Source organism: Gemmiger sp. (assembly GCF_036306485.1).
Lineage (GTDB): Bacteria > Bacillota > Clostridia > Oscillospirales > Ruminococcaceae > Gemmiger.
In genome coordinates, this window is sequence record NZ_JAXJZK010000014.1 from 1 (window position 1) to 19800 (window position 19800).

A 19800-nucleotide genomic window follows, 5' to 3' on the forward strand; every position below is an offset into this window, starting at 1 on the left:
AAGTTCATGCTCAACGGTGCGGTCACGCTGGGCACCCTGGACGGCGCCAACGTCGAGATCGCCAATGCCGCCGGTCAGGACAACGAGATCATCTTCGGCATGCTCACGCCGGAAGTCAATGCCCTCAAGGGCATGGGTTATCATCCCCAGGCCTTCATTGCCGACGACAACGTCGCCATGGCCGTGCTGGATCTGTTCGAGAAGGGCTGGAACGGTGAGAACTTCAGCGAAGTGACCAGCAACCTGCGCAACAGCGACCCGTATATGGTCCTGGCAGATTTCAAGGATTACCGCCGCGCCCAGCGCACGGTCCAGGAACTGTACAAGAACAAGGAAACCTGGAACCGCATGAGCCTGATGAACATTGCCAATGCCGGCATCTTCTCGGCCGACCGCGCTGTTATGGAGTACGCCCGCGACATCTGGGGCGCCACGCCCGTAAAATAAGGCCATGCCGTAACCCCGCCGCCCTGCGCTGAGCTGCGCGGAGGGGCTTTGCCGCCTGCCGGATTCCGCATGCGGCCGGATGCCTTTCTCCCCCAAGGGAGTTTTCTCTCAAAACCTGTCGCTGTGTCCCCCGGCGTTCCGTTTTCATTCGGTCACCAGGAGCACAGCGTTTTTTAATGATGTAAGGACTGAAGCTCGTGGCAGAACATACCTATTTCAATTCCCGGGCGAAGGAATATAAAACGCCTTTCGGTGCCACCCGTGCCGGCGAGACGGTCACCTGGCACCTCACTGTGCCGGAAAACCTCGGATATGTGGACCCGCACCTGGTCCTGACCAAGGACCGGGAAGATCCGGTGCACTATCGGATGCAGTTTGAAGGGCAGACCCCCGGGGTCAATCACTTTTCCTTCTCGCTGGCCCCCACGACGCCGGGACTCTATTTCTACTATTTTGACCTGTACACGGATTTCCGCAAGATCTTCCGCCGGGAGGACGGGGAAGGCTACCTGACCTGGGTGGACGGCGAAAGCTGGCAGCTCACGGTCTACGAGCCGGACTTCCAGACCCCGGACTGGATCAAATCCGGCACCATGTACCAGATCTTCCCGGACCGCTTCTATGAGGGCGTTCCGAATAAACCCATGCCGTTTGCGGACCGGATCTATCGCCCCGACAAGACCGGCGAACCCTACTTCTGGCCCAATGAGCAGGATGACGGCTACCTGAATATGGACTATTACGGCGGCGACTTTGAGGGAATCCGCCAGAAACTGCCCTATCTTCAGGAGCTGGGCGTGACCTGCATCTACCTCAATCCGATCTTCGAGGCGCACGCCAACCACCGCTACAACACCGCCAACTACCTCAAGGCGGACCCGCTGCTCGGCACCAACGAAGAATTCTCCAACCTGTGCAGCGAGGCCAAAAAGCGCGGCATCCGCATCATCCTGGACGGCGTGTTCAGCCATACCGGTTCGGATTCGCTGTACTTCAACCGCGAAGGCCGGTACGGGCCGGGCGGCGCCTACCGTGACCGCAATTCGCCCTACCGCTCCTGGTACGATTTCGACTCCGGCTATGCCTGCGGCTACCGCAGCTGGTGGGGGTTTGACACGCTGCCCGAAGTGGAGGAAGAATCGCCTTCCTATGTGGAATTTGTCTGCGGCAAGGGCGGCGTCATCGATACCTGGCTCTCGCTGGGCGCCTCGGGATTCCGCCTGGATGTGGCGGACGAACTGCCCGATGAGTTCATCGAACAGATCCGCGCCGCCGTCAAGGCCCATGGCGAGGACAAGCTGCTGATCGGCGAGGTCTGGGAGGACGCCACCACCAAGGAGGCGTACAACCGCCGCCGCACCTATCTGCGCGGCAAGGGCCTGGATACCACGATGAATTATCCGTTCCGCAATGCCGCCGTCGATTATGTCCGCGGCACCGATGCGGCCGAAATCGGCAACCGGATCATGTCCATCTGCGAAAACTATCCCAAACCGGCTCTGGACTGTGCGATGAACTTCCTCTCCACCCATGACACCGAGCGCGGCATCACCGCCATCGCCGGCGAACCGGCCAACGGCCGCGACCGCTACTGGCAGAGCAAGCGGCGGATTCCGGCGGATCTCGTGGAGCCGGCACTGCGCAAGGTGCTGCTGGCCTATGCCATGCTCTTCACCCTGCCCGGAACGCCCTGTATCTACTACGGCGACGAGATCGGCATGCAGGGGTACCGCGATCCCTTCAACCGCGCGTACTATGACTGGAACTCCACCGAGCGCGGCCTGCGCGCCCCGCTGGCCAATCTGGCCCGGCTGCGCCGCAGCTGCGATGCCTTCAACGGCGGCAGCATCGAGATGCTCGAAGCGTCCGGCGACGTGCTGCATTATCGCCGCGAGGGCAAGACCCAGGCCGCCGAGATCATCCTGAACCGCGGTTCCCACCTGCTGGTCCGCACGGCCTTCGGCAAGCAGACCGAGGTCAACCCCGGCGGTTTCACGATCCTGGTCGAGGATCGCTTCCCGCACCATATCGGCTACTTCAAGTATTATTGAGCAGGGAAGGAAAACTCCCGAACTGCAAAAACCCCGGCGCCTTTCCGGCCATCTCTGACCGGAAAAGCGCCGGGGCTTTTTCTTGGCTTGCGCGTCACCTTCTCAAAGCCGTTTTTTCACAGGCACCCGGTAAACCCGTTACCGGCGTTTCTTTCGCAGTGCCGCCAGCCCCAGCACAAACGCAATGGGAAAAACGGTGGCAACGAACAACCCTTTTTTCAGATCATTGCCCGCCAGACCGGACACAAACCCCACGGACAGCGGGCCGACCGTCCCGCCGAGATCGCCGGCCAGTGCCAGGAATGCAAACATGGCCGTCCCGCCCGTGGGACAGGTCTGGGAAGAAAGGCTGATGGTTCCCGGCCACATGATGCCGACAGAAAATCCGCAAAGGGCACAGCCGGCCATGCCCCAAAAGGGGGAGACCGACAAGGAGGCCAGCAGATAGCAGCCGACCCCAAGGAGGCCGCACGCCAGCATCAGCTTGCGGAGATCCACCTTGCGGCTCACTCTGGCGCAGAGCACGCGGGACGTCCCCATAAGCGCCGCAAAAAGACACGGCCCCGCAAGGTCGCCGATGGTCTTGGGAACCCCCATCGCAGCTTCGGCAAAGGTGGACGCCCACTGCGCCATGGAGGTTTCGGCGGCCCCGGAGCAGGCCATCAGAAGAATCAGAAGCCAGAATACGGGCAGCCGGAGAAATTCCCCGATCCGCATTCCCTCGCCGTCTTCCACCAGCCGCTCGATCGGGCAGGTCAGGAAGTTGAAGAGGTTGTAAAACGGGACGAGCGCCCACAGCAGGGTCAGAATCCGCCAGTTTTCCAGCCCGAACACGGCAAAGAAGAGCGTCGAACCCAGAACGACGGCGACCATGCCCCAGCAATAAAAAGAGTGCAACAGACTCATCCGGCTCTCTTTGTTTTCAAACGGGCAGGCCTCCACAATGGGACTGACGAGAACCTCAATCAGGCCGCTGCTCACGGCGTAGACCATCACCGAAATCAGGATTCCCAAAAAGGGAACCGGCAGCAGATCCGGCAGAAAGGCCAGCATCCCCAACCCCACGGCGGACAACAGGTGCGCTGCGACCACACAGGTGCGGTACCCGATCCGGTCCACGAATTCTGCGGCGGCAAGGTCCACCAGCAGCTGCGTCAGAAAAAATACACTGGGAATCAGCGCAATCTCTGCCAGCGAGATGTGGTAGGTTTTCTGGAACATCACAAACAACAGCGGCGCATAGTTTGCACAGATCGCCTGCGTCACATAGCCGAGATAACAGGCACGCAGGGTCTTTCGGTAGTTGGCTTGAATCGTCATGGCAATCCCTTTCTGATAGGCAGTAAAGTACGGCGCGAGGTATCGTGCCGTATGGCATTATAACAGCAAAAAGGGGATGCCATAAGGGAGAATCCCGCCAAAACATAGCACTATTTACCCAAACTCCGGATCTGACCCGGTGTGTATCCGTAGACTTTCCGGAACTGGCGGGTAAAATAGCTGGTCGAACGGAATCCGCAGGCCGAACTGATCTGCTGAACCGTCCAGGAGGTATCGTGCAGCAGGCGATGCGCTGTCTGAAGCCGGTACCGGATCAGGGCGTTGACGGGGGAACAATCCATATAGTCCCGGAAACAGCGTGCCGCCTCGCTGCGGCTGATACTGGCCGCCTGGGCAATGTCCGCCGCCGTGATCGGCTCCGCATAATGGGCATAGAGGTAGGACAGCATTTTCTGCACCCGCACCTGTGTGCGGAGCTGGATGCGGGTGGCCTGCCATCTCGGCAGCTCTTCAAAGTGACGGTACAGATATTCAAACAGACGATTCAGGTCGCGCTGCACGACCATTTCATAACAGTCCGGCCGCTGCTTGAGCAGCGTGAAGATGTCGTCCACAAGGCGGTGAATCTCGTCGTACCGCCGCTCCTGCCGCCGGAACACGATGCAGGGCAGGGAGGCACACTCCGCAATCGGTGCAATGTATTTCTGATGGAGTGTGCTGGCTTCCGGAGCGATCAGAGTGCCGGAAAACACAATGACGGGCATCGGGTCCGGCCGGTCGCCGGCAATCTGCCTCACACCGTGCAGCAGATTGCCGTTTACCAGCAGACAGTCCCCAGCCTGCAGCAAGATATGGTTCTGTCCCACCTGATACTCCAGGGTACCGGTCTCGGCCCTGGCAATCTCAAACTCCGGATGCCAGTGCAGCGGCCCTTCCCGGTTGGGGAGCCCGGAAAGTTCATTTTCAAAGTAACTGATCGGGAACAGACTTTCTTCATGGGTGATCTGCTCGCGCAGATGCCGGTTTACGATGACAGGCACAGCAATCTTCTCTCTTTCGGTAATGCCCGCTTTCTCCCGGGCAGACACAAAAAAGCCGCCGCGGGGTCCGCGACGGCAGAAAAACAGAACAGATCAGCCCAGGCTGATGCCCATCGAACGCGCCACGTTGAGCATGTCGCAGTTATCGGGCACGCCGCGGGTCTTGCCGGCAATGTCAATCAGCGGGTTGGCGGTCACATGGTTGTTGACCATTGCGACGGTCACGCCGTAATGCTCGTCCGCCACCAGACCGGCCGCATAGGCGCCGAACTGGGTGGCCAGCACACGGTCGTAGGCACTGGGGCTGCCGCCGCGCTGCATATGGCCCGGCACGCAGATGCGGGTCTCGGCGCCGGTCAGCTCCTCAATCTGCTTGGCAATGCGGTTGGTGGCCGTGGTATAGCCGGCCTCGGCACGCTTGGCAGTCCATTCCTTGCGCTTCATCTTGGATTCCTCGGTGGACAGGGCACCCTCGGCCACAGCCAGAATCGAGAAATTCTTGCCGGCCTTGGCACGGCGCTCCACGGCGGCCGCGACCTTCTTGATGTCATAGGGATGCTCGGGAATCAGGATGATGTCGGCGCCGCCCGCAATGCCGGAATACAGCGTCAGCCAGCCGGCCTTGTTGCCCATGATCTCGATGCACATCACGCGGCTATGGCTGCCGGCTGTGGTGTGGATGCGGTCGATGACCTCGGTGGCAATGTCGACGGCCGTGTGGAACCCGAAGGTCACATCGGTACCGTAGATGTCATTGTCAATCGTCTTGGGCAGACCGATGACGTTCAGACCCTCCTGGCTCAGCAGGTTGGCGTTCTTGTGGGTGCCGTTGCCGCCCAGACAGAGCAGGCAGTCCAGCCGTGCTTCCTTGTAGGTCTTTTTCATGGCGGCGACCTTGTCCACGTTGTCCTCGCCCACAACCCGCATCATCTTGAAGGGGGTGCGCTTGGTGCCCAGAATCGTGCCGCCCACCGTCAGGATTCCGGAAAACTCGCTGGGGTCCATCTCACGGTAGTTGCCGCGGATCAGACCGTCGTAGCCGTTCATGATGCCTACGATCTCCACTTTATCGCCCATGCGCTGATACAGCGCCTTGGCCGCACCGCGGATGGTGGCGTTCAGACCGGGGCAGTCGCCACCGGACGTCAGAATACCGACACGCATTTTCATAACTAACCTCCCAGATCATGGCAGAGCCAGAACTTCTTTCCTGTTTACAATGTACAACCACCGAACCTTTTTGTCAATCATTCCGACGCCGTCAGCCGTCATTTTTTTCGCCGCCGGCCGCAGGAACTCCAGGCATCGGGGCACTCTGCCCAAAGAAAAAATGAGAATTTTGTGCGGTTAGCACAAGAATTGTAAATTTTCTGATTTTGAGGTTCCGGACCCGTCACATTTACTGAAATTCCTTGAATTTTTGCCCCTGATATGCTATAATTTAGACAATCCCAGAACCGGGATGTAAGACTGAAACCGCTCGTGAAAAGAGGAGGCACTGCCATGAAAAAGATTTTGATGACACTTGTCACCCTGGCAGCGGTTGTCTGCCTGTTTGCCACCACGGCGCTCGCTGCGGGTACTACCGCCTACATCAGCGCAGGGGGCGGCAACGTGAACATGCGTCAGGGACCCGGAACCAAGTTCAAGATCATCACCGTGCTCCCGCACGGTACACAGCTTACCATCGAAACGCCGGATGACGGCAGCGGCTGGGCGTATGTCAAAACCTCCGACAACGTCGGCTGGGTCAGTACCAAGTACATTGCCACGACGCTCGAGACCGCATCCACCCAGTATACCAGTTACCGCGGCGACGCGGTGGAAGCCACCCTCAACAGCAATTCCAATCTGCGCAGCGGACCCGGCATGAGTCACTCGGTCCTGACCGTCGTGCCCAAAGGCTTCACCGTCAAGGTGGACAGCTACGCGGACGGCTGGGCCCATGTGGTCTGGGGTGATACCGAAGGCTACATCGCCACCCGGCTGATCGACGGCCTGCCCGCTGCCAACATCACCTCCGCATCCACCACCTCGTCCTCCACCCCCAACGGCAGCACCTGGTACGGCGGATACAATTACGCCAACGTGTACGACTACAACTACTACCGCAACAACAATGCCGATCTGCGCAAGGCTTTCGGCAACAACGCCGACGCCTACCTGCAGCACTTTGTCAATTACGGAATGGATGAAGGCCGTCAGGCCATCTCCAGCTTCAATGTCTACACCTACCGCGACGAGCACCCCGACCTGGAAACCAAGTTCGGTGACACGCTGCGCTGCTATTACCTGTGGGCCTGCGGCATTCCCTTCTGATAGGGGTCGCGCCTGATCTTCTGACACCGTACAACCGGAATCTCTCTTCCCCTTATCGCCCCCGGCTCCGCACTGCTTCGGCAGACGGGGCCGGGGGTTCCGTTTTGGATCTCCCGCTGTCATAAACCGGACCGTTCAGGGATACAACGGCAGCAGGGGACTGGGAATTCCCGGCGCTCTCTTGACAAAGCCCCGCAAATCCGTTACAGTATGAACAAATTCCGCAGGCATTTCGCGGCGGATTTTGGTTTATGGACACAAAGGGAGGTTGTCCGTATGAACAGCATTCTTTGGCTTGTGGCGTTTGCCGCGTTTGTGGTTGTCGAAGGTTCCACAACGGCGCTGGTTTCGGTCTGGTTCGCGGTGGGCAGTGCCGCCGCGCTGGTGACCAGCCTGTTCAACGATTCCCTGACGCTGCAGTTCGGTGTGTTCGCGGTGGTTTCGGCGGTGGCACTGGCCATCATGGTGCCGCTGCTGGCCGAGCGCCGCAAATCGCGCAAGGTTCCCGTCACCAATGGTTCCCCGCTCACGATCGGCAAACGCGGAATCGTGCTGCAGCCGATCCATCCGGGGGAGCTGGGCCGTGTCCGCGTGGACGGACTGGACTGGCAGGCCCGCAGCGAGGTTGTCATGGAGGCAAACGTCAAGTGTGAGGTAGAAAGCGTGGACGGCGCCGTGCTGATTGTGCACCCCGTTCCCGCCGAAACGGCTGCCGGGACCCTCTGAGTTCCGCAGCGTCCGAAAAAAGGTATCTGAAAAGGAGGAAATCATGTTCATTGTTCTAGCTGTCCTGCTGGTCGTCATCCTGATCGGCCTGGTCCGGTGCATTGTCATCGTTCCGCAGTCCAACGCCTATGTGACCGAGTGGCTGGGCGTCTACCGCGAAACCTGGGGGGCCGGTCTGCATCTGCGCACGCCGTTTGTGGAGCGCATTGCCCGCCGCGTCAGCCTCAAGGAGGAAGCCGCGGACTTCCCGCCCCAGCCCGTCATCACCCGCGACAACGTCACGATGATGATTGACACGGTGGTCTTTTTCCAGGTCTTTGACGCCAAGGCCTATGCCTACGGCGTCAACCGCCCCATCCAGGCCATCGAGAACCTGTCCGCCACCACGCTCCGCGATATCATCGGCTCGATGTCGCTGGACGAGACGCTGACCAGCCGCGACCTGATCAACACCAAGATCACCGCCAGCCTGGATGAAGCCACCGACCGCTGGGGCATCAAGGTCAACCGGGTGGAACTCAAGAACATTGAGCCGCCGGCCGAGATCCGCCAGGCAATGGAAAAGCAGATGAAGGCTGACCGCGAGAAGCGCGCTTCCATCCTGCTGGCGGAAGGCGAGAAGCAGGCGGCCATCACCCGCGCCGAAGGCGAGAAGGAATCCGCCATTCTGCGCGCCGAGGCCGTGAAGCAGCAGCGCATCCGGGAAGCGGAAGGCGAGGCACAGGCCCTGCTGATGGTGCAGAAGGCCAAGGCGGACGCCATCCGCCTCATCAACGAAGCCGCCCCGACCCAGAACATGCTGGCCCTGCGCAGCCTGGAGGCGATGGAAAAGGTCGCCGACGGCCAGGCCACCAAGATCATTGTCCCGTCCGAGATGCAGAATCTCGCATCCACGGTGGCTGCCGTCAAGGAAGCCCTGTAAGAAATGAAAAAACGGCGCCCTCCCCAACCGGGGAGGGCGCCGTTTTGTGTTGAGCGAACGGTCAGTCTGCCAGCCAGCGGCGCAGCGCCGGCATTGCGGCGGCTGCATCGCGGCGACCCAGCTCGTACTGTGTGTCAATGACCTCAATGTCGCGTTCCATGCGGCTGATCGGTACAGCACGGCTCGGACGGATCAGGAACGCCTCGCCGTTCAGGGCGGCCTGCTCGACGGCACAGACCTCGGTGTTGTATACCTGGTCGCGGCGGTGCATTGCCTCAATGAAGGCCGGATACCGCCGGTAGGCCATCCGGAAGGGCGCCATGGCGACGGGCTTTTTCAGATAATGCTCCGGCTGGGTCAGCACCACAATGCTGCGCCGGCACCCGAAGTCCGGCATCTTCGCATAGGGGATGCTGTCCGCCACGCCGCCGTCCAGATACAGCCCGCCGTTCCAGGCCACCGGACGGGAACACAGCGGCATCGAGGCACCGGCCCGGATCACCTTCATCTTGGAGTCCAGCCGCAGCTCATCGCAGAGAATGTATTCCGCCTTGCCGGTGTACAGGTTGGTCACCGTCACATAGAAATCCATCGGCGCGGCCTCAAAGGCCTTCTCGTCAAAGGGGTCCAGCCGCATGGGAATTTCCTCGTAGCAGAATTTCGATCCCACCAGTTCGCCGGTGGTCAGCAGGGAATACAGCCCCATGAAATGCTTGTCACGGCGATAGTTCCGGTAGAACCGGATGGAACGCCCTTTTTGCCCCGAAACATAGGAGCATCCGTGCAGCGCACCTGCCGATACGCCGACCACCACATCGGCCAGAATCCCTTCCTCCATGAATACATCCAGCACACCGGCGGTGTAGATGCCCCGCATCGCACCGCCTTCCAGCACAAGACCCAGTCGTTCTCCAAAAGGCGTTACAGCAGCCATATCAATACCTCCCATCCCGGCGGCGCCGTCACGGCCGCCGCCCGCCGCACTCACTCCTCCAACAGTGCGGTATAGTTGTTTTCGTTGCAGATCGGAATGCCGTTGCGGGCCAGAAGCTCCGCCGCCATGCCGCTGCCGGGCACCAGACGATGACCGAAGGTCCCGTCATAGATTGTCCCATGCCCGCAGCTCGGACTGTTGGCTTTGAGGATCGCCCCGTCGCAGCCGGTCAGCCGTGCCAGCGTCAGGGCAATGCCGGCGCCCTTGCGGTACTGTTCGGTCACATCGGTGCCCTCGCAGGTCACAACCCGGCTTTCGCAGCGCTCGGCGGGCGGCCGGGGCGTCGGCAGACCGCCGTATACCTCGGGGCAGACCGGCACAATCTCGTGCCCGCCCCGCTGCAGGGCATCCACCAGGGCGGGACACAGGTTGTCGCCGCCGGAGTATTTGCAGGCGATGCCCAGCAAACAGGCACTGACCAGAATTTTCATTTGCGTTCCCTCCCAATATTGCCCAAATACGTCATACATGCTATTATATCATAAAAAACAAAACCGGAACATAGATTGGTTTCTGAATCCGAACAAAGGGGGAAAACTGTATGAAGATCAATGCTGCGCAGGCTCGCCTCGAACTGGAACACGGCGCGGTCCTGCTGGACGTGCGCACGCCCGCCGAATATGGGGAAGGCCATATTCCCAAAGCCGTCAACCTGCCGGTGGACCGGATTTCCGAAGTGGAACGCCTCGTCCCCGACCGCCAGCAGACCGTCATCGTCTACTGCCGCAGCGGTGTACGCAGCGCCGTGGCGGCCGCAACGATGGAGGCGCTGGGCTGGGCCCATGTGCTGGACCTGGGCGGAATTTATGAATGGGACGGCGCGCTGGAGCGTTGACCGGGAACCATGTGAAAAGATAAAAGGAGAATGGTATGAACCACTGGTATGAACGGCCGCCCCGGCTGATGCGGGACTGGATTCTGCTGATCGTCATGGCAGGCCTGGCACTGGCGGCCGTGCTCTATCTGCCGGCCCTGGCAAACGGGGTGGGCAAGGTCCTCTCGCTGTTTTCGCCCTTCCTGCTGGCCATTGCGCTGGCCTATGTCCTGGACATCCCGACGCGCTGGTTTGCACAGAAAATCTTCCGCGGCCGCCGCATCCCGGCCATCGCACTGTCCTACCTGGTCTTTTTCGGGGTCTTGGCGGCGTTGATCGGTCTGGTCGTGCCCCAGCTGGTCGAGAGCGTCGGCACCTTTGCCGCGGCACTGCCCGGCTATCTGGACAACGCCGAACTCCTGCTCGAACGGGCACAGGAGGAATACGGCATTGACACCTCGGCCATTCTGGTCTGGCTGGACAATTCCGGCAAGAACATCGAGTCGCTGCTCTCCGAGATGGCACCCTCGCTGGCGGGGGCAGCCATGGGAGCGGCCGGTCAGCTGATGGACTTCTTCGTGGCGCTGGCCGCCTCCATCTACCTGCTGGCCGGAAAGCAGAACCTGCTCACCGGTGCCCGGGCGGCGCTGCGTGCCGCCCTGCCGCCCCGCACGGCCGGCAGCGTTTTGTCGGTGTTCACGCTGGCCAACCGCACCTTCTGCGGGTATATCGGCGGTCAGCTGCTGGATGCCGTCCTCGTGGGCATCGAAACCTTTGTGCTCATGCTGCTTCTTCGCATCCCCTTCGCCCCGCTGATCGCCGTCATTGTCGGCGTGACCAACATCATCCCGGTGCTGGGTCCCTATCTGGGCGCGGTGCCGGGCGCCGTTCTGCTTCTGCTCAGCGGCAACCCCATCAAGATGGCGGAATTCCTGATCATCATTCTGGTGGTGCAGCAGGTGGACGGCAACTTCATTGCGCCCCGCATCCTCGGGGATGCCACGGGCCTTTCCGGCCTGTGGGTGCTGGTGGCCATCGTGGTGGGCGGCGGCCTCATGGGCATTCCCGGCATGGTCATCGGGGTGCCGCTGCTGGGCGTCGTTGCCGCACTGGCCAAATCCTTCGTCGGGGCGGGACTGAGTGCCCGGGGCATCGATGCCGACGGCAATCGGCAGCTTTCCGGTAAAAAATCGGAAAAATCTTTATAATTTCTTAATTGTTCAGAATTTCCCACTTGAATTGACCCTGTTCGGTGATACAATGGGTAAGTACGACGATAGGATCGCACATCGAACAGGATGGGAGTTTTGGTATGAGTAATCATCTCTGGCTGCAAAAGAGGCCGGAAAGCGTTCTGGACTGGCTGGGCATTATCCTGCTCAGCATCGGTTTTTACATCATGCTGGGGTACCTGGATATCTTCATGGGGGCGCTGGGCCGCATCCTGGATATTCTGGCCCCCTTTGCCACCGGCATCGTGCTGGCGTATGTGCTGGACTGCATTGTCCGCCCGCTGCAACATAAGGTCATGCGGGACAACCCCCGCCTGCGATGGCTCTCCATCCTGATTGCCTACATTCTGGCCGCCGCGACCATCGGGGTGCTGGGATCTCTGGTGATCCCGCAGGTGTTCAGCAGCGTTTCGGTGCTGATCGCCAATATCCCCGGCTACATCAACAACCTGCAGGATACCATCCTGATGGTGCAGGATCAGTACGGCGTCCAGCTCCCCGGCGCAATGGAGATGTTAGAAAGCACCGAGGATGTCATGGGCCAGGTCACCGCGCTGCTGACCGAATACGCCCCCAAAGCCGTCGCCTATGTGGGCGGACTGGCCTCCAATGTGGTGGATGTCTTTACCGCCATCGCCTCCAGCATTTATATGCTGGCGGAAAAGGATATGCTCCTTCGCCAGCTCCGCACGCTGGTCCATGCCTTCCTGCCCCGCCCGGTGGCTGCCACGATGCTGGACATCTGCAGCTTTGCCAACAGCAACTTTGAAGGCTTCTTTGTGGGCAAGGTCATTGACTCCGCGATCATCGGCGTGATGACCTTCTTCAGCTGCCTGGTCCTCAACATCAGCTACGCGGCCCTCATCGCCGTTGTCGTGGGTGTGACCAACATCATCCCGGTGTTTGGCCCCTTCATCGGTGCCATTCCCTGTCTGGTGATTCTGCTCTTCATCAATCCCTGGGATTCCCTCAAGTTCCTCATTCTGATCATCGTGATCCAGCAGATTGACGGCAACTTCATCGGTCCCAAAATCCTCGGCAAATCCATCGGTATCTCGGCGCTGTGGGTGCTGTTCTCCATTGTGCTGGGCGGCGACCTGATGGGCGTCGTGGGCATGGTGCTGGGTGTCCCGGTCTTTGCCACGGTCTACGGCCTGGTCCGGCAGTTCGCTCACTGGTGCCTGCGCCGCCGCGGAATTGACGCCCAGGGCCGTCCGCTGGACGACGCTCTGGCCGAAACGGAAGAAGAGGAGGAGCGGGAAACCGCCACCGTCTGAATCATTGCAACAAACCGCCCCCTGGCCGGCCAGTCCGGTCAGGGGGCGGTTTTGCATGCAACAGAAAATCCCCGGCGGGAAGCCGGGGATGGGGGAATCGTTTATTTCAGGAATCCGTTGACAATCTGATCTTCGGCTTCCTTCTCGGTCAGGCCCAGCGTCATCAGCTTGATGAGCTGCTCGCCGGCAATCTTGCCGATGGCGGCCTCGTGAATCAGGCTGGCGTCCACACTGTTGGCGGTCAGCTGCGGGCTGGCCAGGACGCAGGCGTGGTCCATGATGATGGCATCGCACTCGGTGTGACCGGCGCAGGCGCAGTTGCCGTTGATGCGGCTGATGAACTCCTGGCGGCTCACATCCTTGGCCACGCTGCGGCTGACCACGTTGGCGCTGCAGCCGTCGCCGTTCAGGTCCACATTGAAGTCCGTCACGGCGTGCTGATCGCCCGTCGTCATGATCTTCTCATGGACGACCAGGCTGGCGCCGGCGGCCAGATCACCGCTGGTCTTGCGCAGCGTGTCGTCAATGCCGGCAATCTGGGTGGTCTCCATCTCCATCTGGGCACCCTCGCCCAGATGCACGATGGTGGTCGGGTTCATGACCTGCTTGCCGCGGCCGTCACCCTCGCCGTAGTGCTTTTCCACATAGCGGAGCTTGGCATTCTTGCCCAGCCAGAAGGTATGGATACCGTCATGGCGCGCCTCGTTGCCGACCGAGCCGCCGCAGTTGTGGATGCCGCAGCCGGCGATGATCGTCACGTCGCAGTCTTCCCCGATGTGGAAATCGTTGTAGACCATATCCTTGAGTCCGGCCTCACTCAGGATGACCGGAATGTGTACGCTTTCGTTGCGGGTGCCGGGCTTGATGAAGATGTCGATGCCCGGCTTGTCCGTCTTGGTCACAATATCAATGTTGGCCGTGGTGTTGCGGCTGGCCAGCTTGCCGTTGGCGCGGATGTTGTAGGCGCCGACGGGCAGGGCGTCCAGATCGGCCACCTCGTGCAGCAGGTTCTTTTCAATGGCGTCCATCATTTGCGCACCCCCTCAACTTTGTCAGTCAGGATACTGCAGGCCGGGTTGGTGGCATCCGCACTGCCCAGCAGTGCCGGCAGAACCTCCTGGCGGGGACCGCACTTGGAGATCTGACCGTTCTTGATCACAACCACGGTGTCGGCGATGTTCAGAATACGCTCCTGGTGGCTGATGATCAGAATGCTGCCCTTGGTCTGCTCGTACATTTTTTCAAATACGCGGATCAGATTCTGGAAGCTCCACAGATCGATGCCGGCTTCCGGCTCGTCGAAGATGGAGAGCTTGGTGCCGCGGGCCAGGACCATGGCAATCTCAATGCGCTTGAGCTCACCGCCCGAAAGGCTGTCATTGAGTTCGCGGTCCACATAATCCCGCGCGCACAGGCCCACTTCGCTCAGGTATTCGCAGGCCTCGTTGACGCTGGTGTTCTTGCCGGCGGCCAGGCTCAGCAGATCCTTGACGCGCAGACCCTTGAAGCGCACCGGCTGCTGGAACGCATAGCTCAGGCCCAGGTTGGCGCGCTCGGTGATGGACAGATGGGTGATGTCCACCCCGTCCAGCAGAATCTGGCCGGAAGTCGGCTGATAGATGCCGGCAATGACTTTTGCCAGCGTGGATTTGCCGCCGCCGTTGGGACCGGTGATGGCAACAAACCGTTCCTGCACGGTCAGGTTGATGTCGTGCAGAATTTCTTTATTGTCGTCGGTTTCATAGCCGACGTGACGAAGTTCAAGCATGGAATGCCTCCATATTCAAATATTCATAACAGAAAACCTACATTACTATACCACGAAGCGACGAAAAGCGCAATGGCTGCCGGGTCGGGGGAGCAGGCTGTTCTGTCGGGAACCTTACGCATACAGGATAACGGGTTTTGCCGCGAAAGGATGTTGCCGCAGCAACGAAGCGCAAAAAGCAAGGCCTCTTTTGCGGGCGGATGGCTTGACAGTGGCCGCAGATGGTGGTATCCTTTACCTGTTAAAAGCATTGAACGGGAAAAGTACCTTCCACGATCCGCACAGAGAGCCCGGCGTTTTGCTGAAAGCCGGGACGGGGAAGGGGAGCGAAAGAACACCCGGGAGCTGCAAACCGAACGCGGGGCAACCCGTCAGTAAGGGCGCCGCCGGCCGCGCGTTATCGCGGCAGCGTTTCAAAGGTGAACGTGTACGGAAAAAGTGACCGTATACCGGGATAGGTATGCGATAATTTAGGTGGCACCGCGGATCTGAGCAGCGATTCGTCCTAAACAAAAGGGCGAATGGGCTGCTTCTTTTTTTACCATTTCGCACAGAGGGTACAAGGAGTGATCTGGTTATGTGTTGTATTATGGGCTATGCGGGGCACGATCTTTCAAAGGAAGAATTTTTATCTTATCTGCTGCGTACCCAGACCCGTGGTCCCGATGAACAGCGGGTGGCCGAGACGGAATTCGGTCTGATCGGATTCGGACGTCTGGCCATCATGGGCCTGACCGAGGAGGGCATGCAGCCTTTCTACCGCAACGGCGACTGTGTGGTCTGCAACGGTGAGCTGTACGGGTTCCGCGCGATGCGGCGGGAACTGGAGGCGGAGGGCGTCACCTTCACCTCGGATTCGGACTGCGAGCTGCTTCTGCCGCTCTATGACAAGTATGGTCTCGAGATGTTCCGCCATCTGGACGCCGAGTTCGCGCTGATTCTCTATGACAGCCGCCGCAAGCGTCTGATTGCGGCGCGGGACCCCATCGGTATCCGGCCGCTCTTCTACGGGTACAGCGATTCCGGCAACATTGCCTTTGCCTCGGAAGCCAAGAACCTTGTGGGGCTGTGCCGCAAGATTTATCCCTTCCCGATCGGCAGCTACTACTGCGATGGCAAGTTTGTCCGCTACGACGACCCCGCGCAGGTTTCGTCTTACAGCCAGGATGACTGGGATACCATGCTCACCTCCATCCGCACCAAGCTCATTGCGGGCGTCGAGAAGCGGCTGGACGCAGATGCCCCGCTGGGCTTCCTGCTGTCCGGCGGCCTGGATTCCAGCCTGGTCTGCTCGATTGCCGCCCGCAGCCTGGATCGCCCGATCCGGACCTTTGCCATCGGCATGAGCCGCGACGCCATTGACCTGAAGTATGCCCGCGAAACCGCCGACTATCTCCACGCCGACCATACCGAGGTTGTCATTGACCGGGACACCGTGCTGGAAGCGCTGCCGTGGGTTGTTTCGATCCTCGGCACCTGGGACATCACGACGATCCGGGCTTCGGTCGGTATGGCGCTGGTCTGCCGCTATATCCACGAGCATACCGATCTGCGGGTCCTGCTGACCGGTGAAATCTCGGATGAGCTGTTCGGCTACAAATACACCGACTTTGCCCCCACCGACGAAGCCTTCCAGGAGGAGAGCCAGAAGCGTATCCGGGAACTGTATATGTACGACGTGCTGCGTGCCGACCGCTGCATCAGCGCCAACAGCCTCGAAGCGCGGGTGCCCTTCGGCGATCTGGACTTTGTGCGGTACGTCATGGCCATTGACCCGGCCCGCAAGCGCAACCACTACGGCAAGGGCAAGTATCTGCTCCGCAAGGCCTTTGAAGGGGACTGGCTGCCCGAGAGCATTCTCTGGCGCGAGAAGGCCGCTTTCTCCGACGCGGTGGGCCACTCCATGGTGGACGAGATCAAACAGTACGCCGAGGGCCTGTATACCGACGAGGAATTTGCCGAAAAGAGCAGCCGCTACACCTACTGCCGGCCCTTTACCAAGGAAAGCCTGCTCTACCGCGAACTGTTCGAGAAGTACTATCCGGGCCAGGCCGAGATGATTGCCGATTACTGGATGCCCAACAAGAGCTGGCCGAACTGCAATGTCAACGATCCCAGCGCCCGCGTCCTGGTCAACTACGGCGCCTCGGGCCAGTAACTTCTTGCAAACCGGCGGCAGATCGGGTATCATGGAAGTATCATACCGGCGGGAAATCTGCCCGCCCCAGGGAGGAACCATGGAAACCGTCTGCCGCAATGCCCAACTGATCCGCCGCGCCGCCGAGGCGCTGCCTCATACCGCCGCGCCGCTGCTGCTGGCGCTGGACGGCCGCTGTGCCGCCGGAAAAACCACCCTGGCAGCCCGCCTGCAGGCGGAGTGCGGCTGGGAGGTGGTGCATCTGGATGATTTCTTTCTCCAGCCGCAACAGCGCACGCCGCAGCGTCTCACGGAACCGGGCGGCAACCTGGACCGGGAACGGCTGATTCAGGAAGTGCTGTGCCCGCTGCAGCAGGGCCAACCCGGCAGCTACCGGGTCTTTGACTGCCATACCATGGCCTTCCGGCCGCAGCGCCTGCCGCTGCCCTCCGGCCCGGTGGTGCTGCTCGAGGGTTCCTATGCCTGCCATCCGGCACTGTGGGATTTCTGTGCCCTGCACATCTTCCTCACGGTGGATCCGGAGGAACAGCTGCGCCGGCTTGCCCGCCGCAGCCCCGAAAAGCTGGACGCCTTCCGTACACGGTGGATTCCGATGGAAGAACGCTATTTTGCGCAGTATGATCTGCCCCGGCGGTGCGACCTCCTCTGCGAGGGCTGACCCGCTCAGATTTCCGATACAAAAGGCCGCCGGCACGGTGCAACATCGTGCCGGCGGCCTTTTTGCAGGACCGGGACAGCAAAACCGCCCGGACCAGACGGTCCGGGCGGCGGAGTACGGAATTACTTGTTCTTCTTGCTGGTGGCCTTCATGCGCAGGTCATGGTCCAGGATGCGCTTGCGGATACGCAGGCTCTGGGGAGTGACCTCCAGCAGTTCGTCGGGCGCCAGGAATTCCAGGCAGGCTTCCAGGCTGAACTTGGTTACGGGGATCAGACGCAGGGCATCGTCGCTGCCCGAAGCACGGGTATTGGTCAGGTGCTTGGTCTTGCAGACGTTGACGGTGATGTCCTCACCGGTCGGGGTGTAGCCCACAACTTCGCCCTCGTAGACCTTTTCGCCGGCGGTCACGATCAGGGTGCCGCGCTGCTGGGCGTTGAACAGACCGTAGGTCACGGCGTCGCCGGTGTCAAAGCTGATCAGCGAACCGGTGGACCGGGTCGCAATATCGCCGCACCACTCGTCGTAGCCGTCAAAAATCGTGTTCATGACGCCTTCGCCGTGGGTGTCGGTCAGGAACTGGCTGCGGTAGCCGAACAGGCCGCGGCTGGGCATCCGGAACTCCAGACGAGTGCGGTTGTTCATCATCTGCATGTTCATCAGGATGGCCTTGCGGGAACCCAGCGCCGTCATGACGTTGCCCTGGTAGGTCTCGGGCACGTCGATGACCACACGCTCCATAGGCTCCATCGTCTTGCCGTTCTCCTCATGGGTCAGAACGTGCGGGGGGCTGACCTGCAGCTCATAGCCTTCGCGGCGCATCGTCTCGATCAGGATGGACAGATGCATCTCACCGCGTCCCATCACGCGGAAGCTGTCGGTGGTGGAGGAATCCTCAACCTTCAGAGCCACGTCCTTGAGCAGTTCGCGGTTCAGACGGTCACGAATCTGGCGGGAAGTCACATACTTGCCTTCCTTGCCGGCAAACGGAGAATCGTTGACCGAGAAGGTCATCTCCACGGTCGGATCGTTGATCTTGACGAAGGGCAGGGGCTGGACCTTGGCGGGATCGCACACCGTGTTGCCGATCGTGATGTCGGGCAGACCCGCGAAAGCGACGATGTCGCCGGCGGAAGCCTCCTCGATGGCTTCGCGGCCGTTGGCCTTGAAGTCAAACAGCTTGGTGATGCGTCCGGTCATGTGCAGATCGGGGTTGTGCCAGTCGCACACCTGAACCTGCTGGCCGACCTTGATGACGCCGTTCTGGATGCGGCCCACGCCCATGCGGCCCACAAACTCGTTGTAGTCCACGCTGGAAACCAGCATCTGCATCGGCTCGTCGGGCTCGCCCTCCGGCGGATTGACGTATTTCAGAATGGTATCGAACAGCGGCTTCAGGTCGGTGCCGTTCTCGGGATGCACCCAGTCATAGCTGGCGGTGCCGTTGCGGCCGGAGCAGAACACCATCGGGCTGTCCAGCTGCTCGTCGGTGGCGCCCAGATCCATCAGCAGTTCCAGGATCTCGTCGATGACTTCCTTGATGCGGGCGTCGGGACGGTCGATCTTGTTGACGGCAATCACGAGGGACAGGTTCTGCTGCAGTGCCTTCTGCAGAACAAAGCGGGTCTGGGGCATGCAGCCCTCGGCCGCGTCGACCAGCAGCAGAACGCCGTTGACCATCTTGAGCACGCGCTCGACCTCACCGCCGAAATCGGCGTGGCCCGGAGTGTCGACGATGTTGATCTTGACGCCGTTGTACATGCAGGAGCAGTTCTTGGCAAGAATGGTGATGCCGCGCTCCCGTTCAATGGCACCGCTGTCCATCACGCGCTCGGCAACCTGCTGGTTGGAGCGGAACGCACCGGACTGCTTGAGCATCTGGTCAACCAGCGTGGTCTTGCCATGGTCAACGTGCGCGATGATGGCAATGTTGCGAAGATTTTCCTGGATCATAAAAACCGATACCTCTTTATACTTTCAAATATCCTCAAAAAACGAAAAGTCGTGTGCAGCTGCACACTTGTAATATATTCTACGGCACTATGGCAAAATTGTCAAGAATCGCAAATTATTTTTTCCTGTGGTATAATAAAAAATAATCCGGGAGAAGACGC

General features: G+C 60.3%; 18 protein-coding genes and 1 other annotated feature. Of the genes, 10 read left to right on the plus strand and 8 right to left on the minus strand.

The genetic code is table 11. From position 1 onward, the window contains the following. The coding region (locus U0L91_RS01715; protein WP_330044348.1) for a glycogen/starch/alpha-glucan phosphorylase at window positions 1–447 on the plus strand (447 nt) is incomplete at its 5' end. A 197-nt stretch (window positions 448–644) separates the two neighbouring features. Next, window positions 645–2498, plus strand: coding sequence for a glycoside hydrolase family 13 protein (locus U0L91_RS01720; RefSeq protein ID WP_330044350.1), 1854 nt, complete (start codon window positions 645–647; stop codon window positions 2496–2498). 138 nt (window positions 2499–2636) lie between these two features. On the opposite strand, the gene U0L91_RS01725 is transcribed toward U0L91_RS01720, so the two are convergent. The 3 genes from U0L91_RS01725 to U0L91_RS01735 form a co-directional block, all read right to left on the minus strand. Beyond that, a complete protein-coding gene (locus U0L91_RS01725; protein WP_330044352.1) occupies window positions 2637–3818 on the minus strand; it encodes an MFS transporter in 1182 nt (393 codons plus the stop codon). A 110-nt stretch (window positions 3819–3928) separates the two neighbouring features. Beyond that, the gene (locus tag U0L91_RS01730; protein WP_330044354.1) at window positions 3929–4819 is read right to left on the minus strand and encodes an AraC family transcriptional regulator; all 891 of its coding nucleotides are present in this window, start codon (window positions 4817–4819) and stop codon (window positions 3929–3931) included. A 93-nt stretch (window positions 4820–4912) separates the two neighbouring features. Then, the gene (locus U0L91_RS01735; RefSeq protein ID WP_330044356.1) at window positions 4913–5989 is read right to left on the minus strand and encodes a 6-phosphofructokinase; all 1077 of its coding nucleotides are present in this window, start codon (window positions 5987–5989) and stop codon (window positions 4913–4915) included. 333 nt (window positions 5990–6322) lie between these two features. Between U0L91_RS01735 and U0L91_RS01740 the strand changes: the two genes are divergently transcribed. From U0L91_RS01740 to U0L91_RS01750, 3 genes are all read left to right on the plus strand, one after another. Further along, entirely contained in the window at window positions 6323–7138 is an 816-nt protein-coding gene (locus U0L91_RS01740; RefSeq protein WP_330044357.1) for an SH3 domain-containing protein, read from the plus strand. 276 nt (window positions 7139–7414) lie between these two features. After that, a complete protein-coding gene (locus U0L91_RS01745) occupies window positions 7415–7864 on the plus strand; it encodes an NfeD family protein (RefSeq protein ID WP_330044358.1) in 450 nt (149 codons plus the stop codon). A gap of 43 nt (window positions 7865–7907) precedes the next feature. Continuing rightward, window positions 7908–8786: an SPFH domain-containing protein gene (locus tag U0L91_RS01750; RefSeq protein ID WP_330044359.1), complete on the plus strand. Its 879-nt coding sequence runs from the start codon at window positions 7908–7910 to the stop codon at window positions 8784–8786. A gap of 61 nt (window positions 8787–8847) precedes the next feature. Here the strand turns inward: U0L91_RS01750 and U0L91_RS01755 are convergent, their stop codons facing one another. After that, entirely contained in the window at window positions 8848–9720 is an 873-nt protein-coding gene (locus U0L91_RS01755) for a patatin-like phospholipase family protein (protein WP_330044360.1), read from the minus strand. A gap of 50 nt (window positions 9721–9770) precedes the next feature. Beyond that, entirely contained in the window at window positions 9771–10211 is a 441-nt protein-coding gene (locus U0L91_RS01760; protein ID WP_330044361.1) for a 2-thiouracil desulfurase family protein, read from the minus strand. Window positions 10212–10321: 110 nt separating this feature from the next. On the opposite strand from U0L91_RS01760, the gene U0L91_RS01765 reads away from it, so the two are divergent. The 3 genes from U0L91_RS01765 to U0L91_RS01775 all read left to right on the plus strand — a co-directional run bounded on the left by U0L91_RS01765 (window position 10322) and on the right by U0L91_RS01775 (window position 13103). Continuing rightward, the gene (locus tag U0L91_RS01765) at window positions 10322–10615 is read left to right on the plus strand and encodes a rhodanese-like domain-containing protein (protein ID WP_330044362.1); all 294 of its coding nucleotides are present in this window, start codon (window positions 10322–10324) and stop codon (window positions 10613–10615) included. Window positions 10616–10650: 35 nt separating this feature from the next. Further along, window positions 10651–11802, plus strand: coding sequence for an AI-2E family transporter (locus U0L91_RS01770; RefSeq protein ID WP_330044364.1), 1152 nt, complete (start codon window positions 10651–10653; stop codon window positions 11800–11802). Between the two features lie 104 nt (window positions 11803–11906). Next, window positions 11907–13103 carry an AI-2E family transporter gene (locus tag U0L91_RS01775; protein WP_330044365.1) on the plus strand — a complete coding sequence of 399 codons (1197 nt, stop codon included), beginning with the start codon at window positions 11907–11909 and terminating at the stop codon, window positions 13101–13103. A gap of 101 nt (window positions 13104–13204) precedes the next feature. Here the strand turns inward: U0L91_RS01775 and U0L91_RS01780 are convergent, their stop codons facing one another. Together U0L91_RS01780 and U0L91_RS01785 are read right to left on the minus strand one after the other, a co-directional pair. Next, window positions 13205–14131 carry a SufB/SufD family protein gene (locus tag U0L91_RS01780; RefSeq protein WP_330044726.1) on the minus strand — a complete coding sequence of 309 codons (927 nt, stop codon included), beginning with the start codon at window positions 14129–14131 and terminating at the stop codon, window positions 13205–13207. Beyond that, window positions 14131–14871 (minus strand): ABC transporter ATP-binding protein, encoded by a 741-nt coding sequence (locus tag U0L91_RS01785; RefSeq protein ID WP_330044368.1) that lies wholly within the window; start codon window positions 14869–14871, stop codon window positions 14131–14133. The genes U0L91_RS01780 and U0L91_RS01785 overlap by 1 nt, the downstream gene beginning before the upstream one ends. A 241-nt stretch (window positions 14872–15112) precedes the next feature. Further along, window positions 15113–15382: a binding site (T-box leader), on the plus strand. Window positions 15383–15448: 66 nt separating this feature from the next. Here U0L91_RS01785 and asnB point away from each other — a divergent pair. Both asnB and U0L91_RS01795 read left to right on the plus strand, forming a co-directional pair. Further along, on the plus strand, window positions 15449–17029 hold the full coding sequence (asnB, locus tag U0L91_RS01790; RefSeq protein WP_330044370.1) for an asparagine synthase B: 1581 nt from the start codon (window positions 15449–15451) through the stop codon (window positions 17027–17029). A 31-nt stretch (window positions 17030–17060) separates the two neighbouring features. Beyond that, entirely contained in the window at window positions 17061–17687 is a 627-nt protein-coding gene (locus U0L91_RS01795) for a uridine kinase family protein (RefSeq protein ID WP_330044371.1), read from the plus strand. Between the two features lie 122 nt (window positions 17688–17809). Here U0L91_RS01795 and typA read toward each other — a convergent pair whose 3' ends face one another. After that, window positions 17810–19639: a translational GTPase TypA gene (gene typA, locus U0L91_RS01800; protein ID WP_330044372.1), complete on the minus strand. Its 1830-nt coding sequence runs from the start codon at window positions 19637–19639 to the stop codon at window positions 17810–17812. Window positions 19640–19800: the final 161 nt, after the last annotated feature.

What these genes read in the sequence shown, in the direction of transcription:
- U0L91_RS01725 (WP_330044352.1), bottom strand. Translation starts at nt 3,818, where the DNA reads ATGACGATTCAAGCCAACTACCGAAAGACCCTGCGTGCCTGTTATCTC.
- U0L91_RS01735 (WP_330044356.1), bottom strand. Translation starts at nt 5,989, where the DNA reads ATGAAAATGCGTGTCGGTATTCTGACGTCCGGTGGCGACTGCCCCGGT.
- U0L91_RS01740 (WP_330044357.1), top strand. Translation starts at nt 6,323, where the DNA reads ATGAAAAAGATTTTGATGACACTTGTCACCCTGGCAGCGGTTGTCTGC.
- U0L91_RS01745 (WP_330044358.1), top strand. Translation starts at nt 7,415, where the DNA reads ATGAACAGCATTCTTTGGCTTGTGGCGTTTGCCGCGTTTGTGGTTGTC.
- U0L91_RS01750 (WP_330044359.1), top strand. Translation starts at nt 7,908, where the DNA reads ATGTTCATTGTTCTAGCTGTCCTGCTGGTCGTCATCCTGATCGGCCTG.
- U0L91_RS01755 (WP_330044360.1), bottom strand. Translation starts at nt 9,720, where the DNA reads ATGGCTGCTGTAACGCCTTTTGGAGAACGACTGGGTCTTGTGCTGGAA.
- U0L91_RS01760 (WP_330044361.1), bottom strand. Translation starts at nt 10,211, where the DNA reads ATGAAAATTCTGGTCAGTGCCTGTTTGCTGGGCATCGCCTGCAAATAC.
- U0L91_RS01765 (WP_330044362.1), top strand. Translation starts at nt 10,322, where the DNA reads ATGAAGATCAATGCTGCGCAGGCTCGCCTCGAACTGGAACACGGCGCG.
- U0L91_RS01770 (WP_330044364.1), top strand. Translation starts at nt 10,651, where the DNA reads ATGAACCACTGGTATGAACGGCCGCCCCGGCTGATGCGGGACTGGATT.
- U0L91_RS01775 (WP_330044365.1), top strand. Translation starts at nt 11,907, where the DNA reads ATGAGTAATCATCTCTGGCTGCAAAAGAGGCCGGAAAGCGTTCTGGAC.
- U0L91_RS01780 (WP_330044726.1), bottom strand. Translation starts at nt 14,131, where the DNA reads ATGGACGCCATTGAAAAGAACCTGCTGCACGAGGTGGCCGATCTGGAC.
- U0L91_RS01785 (WP_330044368.1), bottom strand. Translation starts at nt 14,871, where the DNA reads ATGCTTGAACTTCGTCACGTCGGCTATGAAACCGACGACAATAAAGAA.
- asnB (WP_330044370.1), top strand. Translation starts at nt 15,449, where the DNA reads ATGTGTTGTATTATGGGCTATGCGGGGCACGATCTTTCAAAGGAAGAA.
- U0L91_RS01795 (WP_330044371.1), top strand. Translation starts at nt 17,061, where the DNA reads ATGGAAGTATCATACCGGCGGGAAATCTGCCCGCCCCAGGGAGGAACC.
- typA (WP_330044372.1), bottom strand. Translation starts at nt 19,639, where the DNA reads ATGATCCAGGAAAATCTTCGCAACATTGCCATCATCGCGCACGTTGAC.